Consider the following 12542-nt stretch of genomic DNA (forward strand, 5'->3'; position numbering starts at 1 on the left):
GCGGCCCTATCCTTGCGACCCTGGCGGGAGGAACGGCGGGTTACCCGGCAGCGGCGCGGTGCCTGCCGGACCGGCGCTGGGACCAGGTCCCGGCGGCGCCGGCGGCGCGATCAGCGGCCCGGGAATCGGAGCGAATCCGGGAGCGATGTCGCTGTCGCCGGGCTGCGGCGTCAGCGGAACCGTCCGGGCACCGACGGGTGCGGGCGGCAACGGCACCGGCGTACCGGGCACGTTCTCGGCCGGTTGTCCCGGGAAGGCGGCCGACGGCACACCCGGGCCGGTGGGAACGCCGGCCGGGTTCGGCGCCGACGGGACGACATTCGGCGGGGCATAGTCGGGCCCACCGAACGGACCGACGCTGAGGTGCGAGCACGGCAGCGGATCGGCCGGCGACGGATCGGCACCGGCTCCCGGCGTGTACGAGCACGGCGAACCGGGAGGCACCGCGGGTCCGGGATGCTCCGGCGTGCCTTCGAGCTTCGGCGGAGCCGGCGGCGGCGCACCGTTGGCGAAGCGCGTGCCATTGGGATCCGGCCACTGCGCCTCCGGCAGACCGGCGCTGCGCCAGAAGTCTTCGGGGTTCAGTCCGCGCTTCTTGAACGCGGCGTCCACGAACGGCTGCATCAGCTGCGGCGGCAGGATGTTCTCGATCATGACCTTGAAGTAGGGACCGGAAGCGATGGCCTCCGACAGCGAGGCCACGAACTTACCGGCCGAGACCAGCGTGTCCGACAGATCCTGCTTGCGGGCGACGAGGATGTCGCTGATGGTCCGCAGCTGCTCCAGGACGTGGTTGATGTTCGGGTTCTCGTCGATGGTCGCCTTCAGCTGGTGCGACACCCGGGACACGCGCTCGAGCAGCAGGCTGATGGCTTCGCCGCGCTGGTTCAGGGCGTGCAGCAGCGTCTGGGCGTTGACCAGCAGCGCATTCACCTGGCCACTGCGGTCGCCGAGGATCGTGGCGATCTTGTTGGCGTTACCGAGCAGCGAGCGGACCTGGTCGTCGCGCTTGCCGATGGTCTCGGACAGCTTCTGCACGCCCTCGAGTGCGGCGGTCAGGTGCGGCGACGTCTGATCCACCGTCTCGGACAGGACGTTCAGCGATTCCTTGATCACCTTGGTGTCCCAGCCTTGCGAGGCCCGGGTGACGTCGAAGATCGCGTCGTAGATCTGGTACGGCGTCGAGGTCTGGCTCAGTGGCAAGGTGCCGCGCGGCGGCAGCTTGTGGGTGCCCTTGGCCTCGATCTCGATGGCCTTGCGGCCCAGGATGGTCTCGGTCTTGATCAGCGCCCGGCTGTCCGTGCCGATGGTGTTGGTGCCGATGTCGAAACCGATGATCACCTTGTCGCGGTCGATGTCCATGTCCTTGACCGTGCCGACGTTGACACCGTCGATGCGGACGTAGTCGCCGACCATCAGACCGCCGGTGTCGCTGAACTGGCCGTAGTACGTGGGCGACGCAAACAGCATCGGCACCTTGGTGACTGACGCACCCACTGCCGTGACCAGCACGACGGCCGCCAGACCCATCGCGCCTCTGCGGACCCGGTCGGACCCTTCTATGGACCTCACTTCGGCGTGCACCTTCCGGACGGCTGGTTGGTGAGCTTGACTGTGCGCACGGGTCCACCCGGCTGCAGACCGTTCATCTTCAACTCGATGTCGCAGACGTAGAAGTTGAAGAAGTCGCCGTATACGCCACCGGAACGACCCAGGATCTTCAGCGCCTGGGGCACCTTCTGCAACGTGTCGTTGAGCTGTTCCTTCTGGTCGACAAGCGACTGCTGCGTGGTCTCGAGGTAGCCGAGCGTGCTGTGCAGCAGCTCGCGGTTGTCGCCCAACAGATCGGCGAGCGAGCCGGCGCCATTGCTGATGCTGGCGACCGAGTCGGCGATCGGGTCGGCGCGGTTCTTCAACCCCGTCACGAGCGACTCGAAGTTCTTCAACGTGTCGTCGAACTGCTTCTGGTGCTTGACCGTGGTGTCGAGGACCGTATTGAGGTTCTTGACGACCTCACCGATGGCCTGGTCCTGCTCTCCGATGGTCGACGAGAACGAGGCCGTCTGATCGAGGATGTTGTTGATGGTGCCGCCCTCGCCCTGGAAGATCGTGACCAGCGACGAGGCGATGGTGTTGACCTTCTGCGGATCCAGCGACCGGAACAGGGGCCGGAAGCCACCGACAAGTGCATCGAGGTCCAGGGCCGGCTCGGTGCGGTCGACCGGGATGGTCCCCCCGGGGGCCAGTACCTGGTTGCTGTCACCGCGGCGCAGGTCCAGGTACCGGTTGCCGATCAGATCCAGGTAGCGGATGTGCGCCGTGGTCCCCTGGTACAGCGATAGGGACTTGTCGACGCTGAACTTCACCCGCGATTTGCTGCCACCGTCGATGAGCTCGACATCGGTGACCTTGCCGACCTCGACGCCGTTGGCGCGCACGAACTGATCGGCCTTCAGACCGCTGCTGTTGGTGAAGATCGCCGAGAACTCGTTGGTCCGGCTGAACCGGAACTGACCGAAGACGATGAAGATGCCTGCTGTGAAGGCCAGCAGGACCGCGGAGAAGATGGCGAGTTTGATCGCCGTGCCCTTGATGCTCATGGGTTGATCGTGTTCTCCCCGTCTTGACGACCCCAGACGTACTCCGATGCGAACGGCGATCCGAGACCGAAGTGGTTGTACGGCGCGATCGACGCGCCGGTGTCCATCACCATGTAGGGCATCGGGAGGATGTCCTTGGTGACCGTCCAGCAGCCCGGGCGCCCCATCGGACCGCCGGAGGCGTTGATCCGCGGGAGGTTGTCCGGATACACGTACTGGTTGGCCGCACCGGCGAGCTCGGTGTGGGTCACCAGCGAGTAGCCGTTACCGCCCAGGCCCTTGGCCGCGGCCGGCGCACCGGCGGCGAAGCCGCGGAACAGGCAGTCGAGCTCGGGGGCGTACTTGTCGAGCACCCGGGAGGTCGGCAGCAGGTCCTCGGCACCGCGGACCAGGTAGGGGCCACCGCGCTCGAGGATGTCGCCGCCAGTGTTGCCGAGACCGACTGCCGACATCAGCGCCTGGTCGATGGTGCCGCGCTGATCATTCAAGGTGCGCTCGGTGGTCACCGCGTTCTTCAGGCCGTCCCACAGATCCGGCGAAGCCTTCGAGTAGACCTCTGTCAGATCGGCGAGGGCCTTGGTGTCGTGCCGGATGTTCGGCATCCGCTGGTTCAGGTCGGCCAGGATGGTGTTGCCGTTGACCAGCGATTGCCCGAACTTGTCACCGAGGCCGTCGAGCGCCTGCGCGGCAGCGGTCAGGGTGGCGTTCAGCTTGATCGGGTCGACCTGCTCGGAGATCGCGGTGATCGTCTCGAACAGGGTGTTGAGCTCCGTGGTGACGCAGGCCGTGGCCGGCGTCGGCGGCGAGCACTTGGAGACGTCGATGGTGTCGCCGTTCTTGATCCGCGCGCTCTCGGGATCCGACGGCGAGGTGAACGAGACGTACTTGCTACCGAAGACCGTGGTGGCCAGCAGCTTGGTGTTGACGTTCTTGGGCAGCAGAGGGAGGTACTTCGGGTCGACGTCGAGCTGCAGTCGAGCTTTCGTGTCGTCTTCCTTGCCGACGACGTCGATCTCCTTCACGCGGCCGATGGGCACGCCGTTGTAGGTGACCTTCGAACCGGGGTCCATGGACAGTCCGGACCGGGGCGACACCACGTACAGCTTGGCCTTGGTGTCGAAGTAACCGCGGAACTGGAACCAGACCATCACGAGAACGAGGGCGGAGATCACCGCGAAGATGACGCCGACGATCAGGTACGGCGGGGTGCGGTCCTTGTTGAGCGGTGCGTGGACCTGACCCTCGGCGACAGGTGGCGTTGCTTGTGGATTCGTCATCGCGTCACACCGTCAGGTTGAAGTTCGGGTCGGTGCCGTACAGCGCCAACGAGAAGAGCAAGACCACAACGACATTGGAGATCAGCGACGTACGCATTGACCGGCCCACGGCTTCACCCACGCCGACGGCGCCGCCACTGGCGTAGTAGCCGAAGTACGCGTGGTTGAGCAGCACCACCATCGACATGATGATGACCTCGAGGAACGACCACATGACGTCGTCGACGCGCAGGAAGGTGTGGAAGTAGTGCTCGTAAGTACCCACCGACTGCCCGTAGAAGAGCGTGGTGACCAGCTGCGCCGACAGGAACGACAGCAGCAGGGCCAAGGCGTATAGCGGGATGATGACGACCATGCCGGCGACCAGGCGGGTCGAGACCAGGAAGGACAGGGACTTGACCCCCATGACCTCCAAGGCGTCGACCTCTTCGCTGATGCGCATGGCGCCGAGCTCGGCGGTGGCGCCTGCGCCGACTGTGGCTGCCAGCGCGGTGCCGCTGACCACCGGTGCGACGACGCGGATGTTGGCCAGGGCGGCGAAGAAGCCGGTGAAGGCGGCGACACCGATGTTGCCCAGCGAGGCGAAGCCCTGGATGGCGATCAGGGAGCCCGCCGCCAGGGTGACGAAGCCGATGATGGCGACGGTGCCACCGATGACCGCCATGGCGCCGGTGCCCATGCCGACCTCGGCGATCAGCCGCAGCACCTCTTTGCGGTAGTACCGCAGGCAATGCGGGATATGCCCGACGGCCGTCGCCACGAAGACACCGACGTGGCCCATGCTGGCGAGCATCCGGCTCGGCGCAGCGCCGAAGTCCTTGACGCGGGAGAAGACGCGGGGGAACCGACCCTGCAAAACTGTCGCTGTACTCATGCGCTACCCGGCCTGCGTTCCGAATTTGATACCGATCGTGGTGAGAACCACGTTGACCGCGAACAGAGCGATGACGCAGAGCACCAGCGTTTCGTTCACCGCCGTGCCCACACCCTTCGAACCACCCGCCACGGTCAGCCCGCGGTAGCAGCCGACCAGGCCGGCGATCAGGCCGAAGATGGTGGCCTTGAGGACGGAGATGACCACTTCGGGGAAGCCCGTCAGCAGAGTGAGAGTCGAGACGTAGGCGCCGGCGTTGACGTTCTGGATGTACACGCCGAAGAAGTAGCCACCGACCAGACCGATGATGATCACCGCGCCGTTGAGCAGGAAGGCCACGAACGTCGAGGCGACCACACGAGGCACGACCAGGCGCTCGATCGGGTCGATGCCCAGCACCTCCATGGCATCGATCTCTTCGCGCACGGTCCGGGCGCCGAGGTCGGCGCAGATGGCCGTCGACCCGGCGCCGGCCACCACGAGCACCGTCACCAGCGGCCCCAGCTGGGTGACAGCACCGAGGGCTGCACCGGCGCCGGAGATGTCGGCCGCGCCGAACTCACCGAGCAGGATGTTCAGCGTAAAGATGATCAGCACCGTCAGAGGAATGGAGACGGCCAAGGTGGGCAGGAACGCCACCCGGATCAGGAACCAGCACTGAAGGATGAACTCCTTCCACTGGAATGGCCGCGAGACCAGCGCCTTGAAGGTGAGGATGCACATCTTGACGAAGCCACCCACCTTGGTGAATGGCTTGTCGAGCTGGTCCTTGAGATACCCGACCAGGGAGTTGTCAGAGGCTGTCACCGATCAGCCTTCCCTTCCGGAAAGCGGCCGTTCCGCGGCGTCACGCGTGGCACGTCCCCTCCTTAGCCACTAGCACAAACTGAGTGATTTCTGTCTCGCTACTCCCGAGTAGTAAGACGGTCCACAGGACTGTACCCGATACACCGCGTACCCGGTGACCCAACTGAGGGATAATTGCGTTCAGTTTCAGCAAACGCGACATGGGCCCATCCGCCCTCCACTCAGGTGGTCGAATTTCTCAGCGCGCCGTCACTTGCCGCGCTCACGACACACTTGTATCACCGAACCGCGCGCGGAGTTCCGTTTTAAGAACCTTGCCAGAAGGATTTCGCGGTAATGCGTCGACAATTTCCAGCGCTTTCGGGTGCTTGTAGCGCGCCAGTCGTTCGGTCAGGAAATCGTCGAGATCCGCCAGGGTCAGGGCACTTTCGCTGTCGGCGTCCACATTGGCCGTCACAGCAACGACGGCGACCGGGACCTCGCCCCACTTTTCATGCGGACGTCCGATCACCGCAACTTCGGTAATCGACGGGTGCGCGGCCAGAATGTTCTCTACTTCTGCGCAGTAAATATTTTCGCCGCCGGAAATAATCATGTCCTTTTTACGATCGACGACCCAGATGTAACCCTCTTCGTCTTGGCGAACCAAGTCACCGGAATGGAACCATCCGCCGGCGAAAGCCTCGGCTGTCGCCTTCGGGTTGTTCCAGTACCCCGCCATGAGGGTGGGCGCACGGTAGACGATCTCCCCGACCTCGCCCACCGGGACGTCATTCATGTTGTCGTCGACGACCCGGGCGGCCACGGTCGGGATGACCCGGCCGACCGATCCGAGCTTCCGCAGCGCGTCCTGGCTCAGCAGCATGCACGTCACCGGCGACATCTCGGTCTGACCGAACGCAGCAAAGATCTGCGTTCCCGGGAACGTCGACGCCATCTCCCTCAAAAGAGTGTCCGATGCGGGCGCCGCGCCCCAGGAAAGGACGCGCAGTTTGACGTCGCGCGGCTTGGCCTGCTGCGCCGCGCACACCGCCTGCCACTGCGCCGGGACCAGGAAGATCGACGAGACGCCCTCGGCCTCCAGCACGTCGAGCAGCGCGCCGGGATCGAACGCGCCGAGTGGGTAGATGACCGTGGGCAGACCCAGGAGCAGACCGCCGATCATGTTGCCGATGCCGGCGATGTGGAAGAACGGGACGCCGATGAAACCGACGTCGTTGTTGATGTCCGGCGCGATCGTGAACAGGTTGGTCATGGCCTGGCCCATGATGTTGACGTGCGTGAGCACGGCGCCCTTCGGATAGCCCGTGGTGCCCGAGGTGTACATGATCAGCGCCGGTGAGTCCTCGGGGATATCAACAGGCGCGGGTGACGCTCCGCCCTCGGCGAGGACGTCGTCGTAGCCCAGCACGGTTCCCTCGGTGGTGCCGCCGGCGACGATGACAGTCTCCAGCGACGGTTCCAGCTCCCGCACCGCGATGGCGACCGGGGCCAGCACCTGCTCGGTGATCACGGCTCTCGGGTCGCAGTCCCGCACCAGGTAGGCGATCTCGGGCGGGGTCATACGGAAGTTGACCGGGACCGCGATGGCGCCGAGGAGGTTGGCGGCCAGGAACGACTCGACGTATTCGGTGCGGTTCAGCATCAGGATCAGCACACGATCGCCGAAGCCGACCCCTCGACGGCTCAGCGCTCCCGCGAGCATGGTGACGCGTCGCTGCAGTTCTCCCCAGGTGACCGTGTGGCCGACGAAACGCAGCGCGGTCCCGTCGGGTTGCATGAGGGCGTGCCGGGCGAGGTGGGTGGTCCAGTTCTGCCGGCGGGCCAGATACGGCTGCTCGAGTGCTGCGGGTGACACGGTCTGCTCCTGTGTCTCGATCGGCATCGCGGCGGAGTCGAAGTGATCGCGACAAGCGATGCTGATATTTGATCAAATATAGTGTTGCCGCCGTCACAATAGGACGCCCGCACCATCCGGACAACCGCCGGGTGGCCCCAACCCGTCGACAAGAGGACTGCCGTGAACGTCTCGGCGAAACCGCTGCCCGGCCTGCGCCGGCGCGAACAGCTGTCCGACGAGGTGGCGGCCCATCTCCGGGCGGCGATCATGTCGGGCACCCTGCGGCCGGGCACCTTCGTCCGGCTCGACGAGACCGCGGCCGCGCTCGGCGTGAGCATCACGCCGGTCCGCGAGGCACTGCGCACCCTGCGGGGTGAGGGCATGGTCGAACTCGAACCCAACCGCGGCCACGTGGTGTCCGCGTTCACCCGCGACGACATCGCCGACATCTTCTGGCTGCAGGCGACCATCGCCACGGAGATCGCCGCAAATGCGGCCCGGCGGATCACCGAACCCGCCATCGCCGAACTCGACCGTCTCACCGACGAACTCGCCGATGCCGTCGCGGCGGGCGACGTCGATGCGATCGCGCTGGCCGAGTTCCTGTTTCACAAGGAGTTCAACCGCGCCGCGGGCCGGACCAAGCTGGCCTGGTTCCTGCTGCACGCGGCCCGGTACCTACCGGTCCGGATCTATGCCACCGACCCGCAGTGGGGTGCGGCGACAGTGGCGAATCACCGCGAACTGGTTGCCGCGCTGCGGGACAGAGACATCGACGAGGTCGTGCGGCAGACGCGCCGCCAGTTCGACGACGCCGCCGAACGGTTGACCGGCCGCCTCGACGAACTCGGGTTGTGGCCGGCCTAGTTGGCGGCGAGCTGCTCGGCGCGCGTCTTGAGGTTGCCGGCCAGGTGATCCAGCGCGTCGTTGACGACCTTCTTCACCATCATCGACGGAATGCCGGGCATGTCGACCTCGACGTCCATGTCGACGGTCAGCAGCGCGCTGGCGCCGAGGTCGACCACGGAGAACAGCTGCTCCTGCTTGGAGAACAGGTTGCCCTGCTGCATGACGGTCTGAATCTGGCCGTCACCCGGGTAGTAGACGGCCTGGATGTAGGAGCCGTCCATGCCCTGAATCTTGGTGTCCAGGCGGAGCTGGCTGGGCCGGCCGTCGTCGTAGCGGTGCAGGATCCAGCAGCCGGTGACCTCTTCGTTCCACTGCGGGTAGGCCTCGAAGTCGGCGACGATCCCCAGGATCTGCGCTGCGGGTGCGGCGACCTCGACGGTCTTGCTCACGATCGGCATGGCCCAGAGCATATCGAGGTCGCTGTCCCGCACGTCTTGCGCGTATGTCCGTTCATCCCGAGCTGACGGCGGATGTCTCTCGATACATCCCGCCCTGGATACCGGCTCAACGCATCCGGTGCCCGTCCGGCCGTTGACCCTGAGCCGGCGCACTCCGCTACTCGAGATTCTTCGCCATCAGTGCAGAGTCAGCTGACGACGGCGGTCTCCAGCAGTTCCCGGATCGGCGCCGGGATCGGCACGGGACGACGGGTGTCGCGGTCGACGTAGACGTGCACCCAGCTGCCGACTGCCGCGGGTGTGCTGTCACCGTCGGCCCACAGCCCGGTGCGGTAGGTGACGCTGCTGTTGCCCAGCCGGGTCACCGCGAGCCCGACGACCAGCTGCGACGGGAACTTCAGTTCCGCGAAGTACCGGCAGCCCGATTCGGCGACGACCCCGAGCCACGGCGCGGCCACCGGGTCGACGTCGCGCGTGGTGTTGATCCACGCGTTGATCGCGGTGTCGAAGAGCTCGTAATAGACCGCGTTGTTGAGGTGCCCGAACATGTCATTGTCGGTCCACCGGGTCTGCACGGGCCAGTGCACCGGGAATTCCGCGGTGGTCAGTGCCTGCTCCATGTCGGCCAGTCTGTCAGGCTGGTGCCATGTTGATTCGCGGTGCCGTACTCGAAGAGATCGGGCGCGCCCGCCCCTACGCCGAATCGAAGCCGCTCACCATCAGCGAGCTGGACCTCGACGGCCCGGGCGACGGCGAGCTGCTGGTGCGTATCGAAGCGGCCGGGCTGTGTCATTCCGATCTTTCTGTCGTCGACGGCAACCGGGTCCGCCCGGTGCCGATGCTGCTCGGTCACGAAGCGGCCGGAATCGTCGAACAGGTCGGCGGCACTTCGGATTTGGCGGTGGGGCAGCGCGTCGTCATGACGTTCCTGCCACGCTGCGGCCAGTGCCGGTCCTGCGCGACGGACGGCCTGGCGCCCTGCATTCCCGGCAGCGCCGCCAATGGCGCGGGGACGCTGCTGGGCGGCGACACGCGGCTATCCCGAAGTGGCACAACGGTTCTGCATCACCTCGGGGTGTCCGCCTTCGCGACGCACGCGGTGGTGGACCGCCGTTCGGTGGTGCCCGTCGACCCCGCTGTGCCACCCGTCGTCGCCTCGCTGCTCGGCTGCGCGGTGCTGACCGGCGGCGGCGCGGTACTCAACGCCGGACAACCGAAACCCGGCCAGACGGTGGCGATCGTCGGCATGGGCGGCGTCGGGATGGCCGCGATGCTCACGGCGCTGGCGCACGACGACGTCCGCGTCGTCGCCGTCGACCGGTTGCCGGACAAACTCGACCAGGCCCGCGCGCTCGGCGCGCACGACGCCGTCACCGACCCCGGCGACATCAAGGCCGATGTGGTGATCGAGGCCGCGGGCCACCCCGCCGCCCTGGAGACCGCGATCGGCATGACGGCCCCGGGCGGCAAGACCATCACGGTCGGGCTGCCGCACCCTGATGCGCGAATCTCGGTGTCGCCCTTGGCTTTGGTCGCCGACGGCCGGTCGCTGATCGGCAGCTATCTCGGATCGGCCGTACCGGCGCGGGACATCCCGCGTTTCGTCGAGCTGTGGCGGTCGGGGCGACTCCCGGTCGAGAAGCTGGTGTCCGACACCATCACACTCGACGACATCAACACCGGCATGGACGCCCTGGCCGACGGCCGCGCGGTGCGGCAGATCGTGCAGTTCTAGGGCGTGACCATCGGCATCAGGTAGCGGCGCACATAGGCCCGCGTGTCATCGAGGCTCGCGAGCTTGATGCCGGTGTGCGGCGTGACGATGAACGACAGGGTGAGCCTGGTCTGCAGCTCGGCCGCGGTCCGCAGGTGCCGTTCCTGGGCCGCGGAGATGGTCCTGTTTCCGTACAACTCGCGGCGGAACAGTGCGACCGTGTAGTCGGTGGCGAAGTCGATGATGGCTCCGGCGTCGACGGTCAGGCTCGGCAGGATGGCTTCCGGTTCGGTGCGGAGCAGCTTCTTCAGCAGTGCATGTTCGCGGATGAAGGTCACGGTGAAGACGGTGTCGTAGACCATGCGGTCCTCGAATGTCTTTCCCTGCGCTCGGGCCCGGGTACTGCCCTCGAGGAATCGGCGCACTTCCGACAACACGATGGCGTCGTTGAGGGCCGTCTTGGTGGGAAATCGCCGATAGAGCGTGGCCCGCCCGACACCGCTGCGCTTGGCGACATCCTCCATGGTCGAGCGGCGCATCCCGACCAACTCGGCCTGTTCCAGGCCCGCCCGCAAGATGCGGGTGGTGATCTCGTCGGGGTCTTCAACCAGGGCGGCCACCGCGGGATCCGGATCGGACAGCCGACGCACGAAATCTTCTGTTCGGCTTGAGGTCACGCACTTCTCCTTGCCAGTCCGGCTCCCCGGTCGTACGGTAGATCATATCCGAGCGAGACAAACAACGTCTCAATGTCTCGCACGCCGCATCTGACGTCCGCGCTCCGACGGAAGGAACTGCGATGCAGATTGGCCTCTGGTCCCGTTGGCTGGCGCTGCATGGTGTGCCGCGGGCGTTTCTCGGGATACAGGCGCGTCGCGGCGATCCCATGGCCGCACTCCTGGCAAACCACGGTCGCCCAGCCGATCCGTACCCGCTGATGGAGGCGATCCGGCAGCAGGGCCCGCTGGTGCGCAAACGCTACACCTGGGCCACCGTCGATCACGGCGTGTGCCGGGAGATACTGCGGGACAACAGGTTCGGCATCACCGACCCGACTGCCATGGAACTTCCCAAACCGTTGCAAGCCTTGATTGCGCGGACCGACCCCGGCGTGTCCAACCCCGTCGAACCGCCCGCCATGGTTGTCGTGGACCCGCCTGATCACACGCGTTACCGGCAACTGGTCGCGCAGAGCTTCACCCCGCGGGCCATCGGACGACTGGACTCGCGGGTCGCGGAGGTCACGGGTGAACTCATCGAGCGGCTGGCCCAATCACCGCATCCCGATCTGGTCAGCGACTTCGCGGCGCAGCTGCCGATCACAATCATCGCCGAGTTGCTCGACCTACCGGCAGACACACGCCCCCACCTGCTGGAGTGGGGCCACAGCGGCGCACCGCTACTTGACGTTGGAATCCCCTGGCGCACATACAGATCAGCGATCAACGGCCTCCGCGACATCGACCGGGTCAACCAGGAGAACTTCCGGCGGGCCCGGGCCGGCGTAGGCGGAGACACCCCTTTCAGTCGCCTCGCGACCGACGGCAGTCTGAGCGACCGGGAATTCGCCGCGAATGCCGCACTGCTGATCGGTGCCGGTTTCGAGACGACGGTCAACTTGATCGGCAACGGCATCGTGTTGCTGCTGCAGAACCCAGACCAGCTGGCCAGGCTGCGGTCCGAACCAGAACTGTGGCCCACCGCCATCGAGGAGATTCTGCGCATCGACAGCCCGGTGCAGATGACCGCGCGGACTGCGACTGTCGATGTCGAGATCGCCGGTGAACAAATCAGCGCGGGCGACATGGTGGGGTTGTTTCTGGGCGGCGCAAACCGCGACCCGAGAGTGTTCGCCGACCCGGCACGTTTCGACATCGGCCGCGAAAACGCCCGCGAACACCTGGCATTCGCCTCAGGTGTGCACGCCTGCCTGGGCGCGGCGCTGGCCCGGATCGAAGGTGTCACGGCCCTGCGCGCCCTGTTCGAAGCGTTCCCGGAATTACACCTCGCCGAGACACCCGGTCGGCGCGGGCTGGTGAACCTGCGCGGATTCTCTTCACTCCCAGCCCAATTGGGCACTCGGCGGGTGGTAGAGGTCTAGAGCGCTTCCCCATCTTCCGCCT

General features: G+C 66.1%; 12 protein-coding genes. 3 read left to right on the top strand and 9 right to left on the bottom strand.

Annotated features, from left to right (window positions below; all coding sequences use genetic code 11):
• Positions 1-6 precede the first annotated feature (6 nt).
• From ACJH6I_RS08085 to fadD5, 6 genes are all read right to left on the bottom strand, one after another.
• Positions 7-1572 (bottom strand): MCE family protein, encoded by a 1566-nt coding sequence (locus ACJH6I_RS08085; protein WP_226520318.1) that lies wholly within the window; start codon positions 1570-1572, stop codon positions 7-9.
• On the bottom strand, positions 1569-2600 hold the full coding sequence (locus ACJH6I_RS08090; protein WP_138247580.1) for an MCE family protein: 1032 nt from the start codon (positions 2598-2600) through the stop codon (positions 1569-1571). Before ACJH6I_RS08090 ends, ACJH6I_RS08085 begins: the two co-directional genes overlap by 4 nt.
• Positions 2597-3877 (bottom strand): MCE family protein, encoded by a 1281-nt coding sequence (locus ACJH6I_RS08095; protein ID WP_260934529.1) that lies wholly within the window; start codon positions 3875-3877, stop codon positions 2597-2599. Before ACJH6I_RS08095 ends, ACJH6I_RS08090 begins: the two co-directional genes overlap by 4 nt.
• A 4-nt stretch (positions 3878-3881) precedes the next feature.
• A complete protein-coding gene (locus ACJH6I_RS08100) occupies positions 3882-4670 on the bottom strand; it encodes an MlaE family ABC transporter permease (protein ID WP_406783983.1) in 789 nt (262 codons plus the stop codon).
• Positions 4671-4754: 84 nt separating this feature from the next.
• A complete protein-coding gene (locus tag ACJH6I_RS08105) occupies positions 4755-5558 on the bottom strand; it encodes an ABC transporter permease (protein WP_318984831.1) in 804 nt (267 codons plus the stop codon).
• Positions 5559-5820: 262 nt separating this feature from the next.
• Positions 5821-7443 carry a fatty-acid--CoA ligase FadD5 gene (gene fadD5, locus ACJH6I_RS08110; RefSeq protein ID WP_406783924.1) on the bottom strand — a complete coding sequence of 541 codons (1623 nt, stop codon included), beginning with the start codon at positions 7441-7443 and terminating at the stop codon, positions 5821-5823.
• 135 nt (positions 7444-7578) lie between these two features.
• On the opposite strand from fadD5, the gene ACJH6I_RS08115 reads away from it, so the two are divergent.
• Positions 7579-8265, top strand: coding sequence for a GntR family transcriptional regulator (locus ACJH6I_RS08115; protein WP_135357673.1), 687 nt, complete (start codon positions 7579-7581; stop codon positions 8263-8265).
• On the opposite strand, the gene ACJH6I_RS08120 is transcribed toward ACJH6I_RS08115, so the two are convergent.
• The gene (locus ACJH6I_RS08120) at positions 8262-8705 is read right to left on the bottom strand and encodes an SRPBCC family protein (RefSeq protein ID WP_133425769.1); all 444 of its coding nucleotides are present in this window, start codon (positions 8703-8705) and stop codon (positions 8262-8264) included. The genes ACJH6I_RS08115 and ACJH6I_RS08120 overlap by 4 nt on opposite strands.
• Before the next feature lie 188 nt (positions 8706-8893).
• Positions 8894-9325 (bottom strand): thioesterase family protein, encoded by a 432-nt coding sequence (locus ACJH6I_RS08125; protein ID WP_020100011.1) that lies wholly within the window; start codon positions 9323-9325, stop codon positions 8894-8896.
• 26 nt (positions 9326-9351) lie between these two features.
• Between ACJH6I_RS08125 and ACJH6I_RS08130 the strand changes: the two genes are divergently transcribed.
• Positions 9352-10440: an alcohol dehydrogenase catalytic domain-containing protein gene (locus tag ACJH6I_RS08130; RefSeq protein ID WP_318984835.1), complete on the top strand. Its 1089-nt coding sequence runs from the start codon at positions 9352-9354 to the stop codon at positions 10438-10440.
• On the opposite strand, the gene ACJH6I_RS08135 is transcribed toward ACJH6I_RS08130, so the two are convergent.
• Positions 10437-11096, bottom strand: a complete 660-nt coding sequence (locus tag ACJH6I_RS08135; RefSeq protein ID WP_318984836.1) for a TetR family transcriptional regulator — start codon at positions 11094-11096, stop codon at positions 10437-10439. The two genes, ACJH6I_RS08130 and ACJH6I_RS08135, sit on opposite strands and share 4 nt — an antisense overlap.
• A gap of 122 nt (positions 11097-11218) precedes the next feature.
• Between ACJH6I_RS08135 and ACJH6I_RS08140 the strand changes: the two genes are divergently transcribed.
• Positions 11219-12520, top strand: coding sequence for a cytochrome P450 (locus ACJH6I_RS08140; protein ID WP_318984837.1), 1302 nt, complete (start codon positions 11219-11221; stop codon positions 12518-12520).
• Positions 12521-12542 lie beyond the last annotated feature (22 nt).

It is taken from the genome of Mycobacterium sp. SMC-13 (assembly GCF_045311035.1).
In the GTDB taxonomy this organism is placed as follows: Bacteria; Actinomycetota; Actinomycetes; order Mycobacteriales; family Mycobacteriaceae; genus Mycobacterium.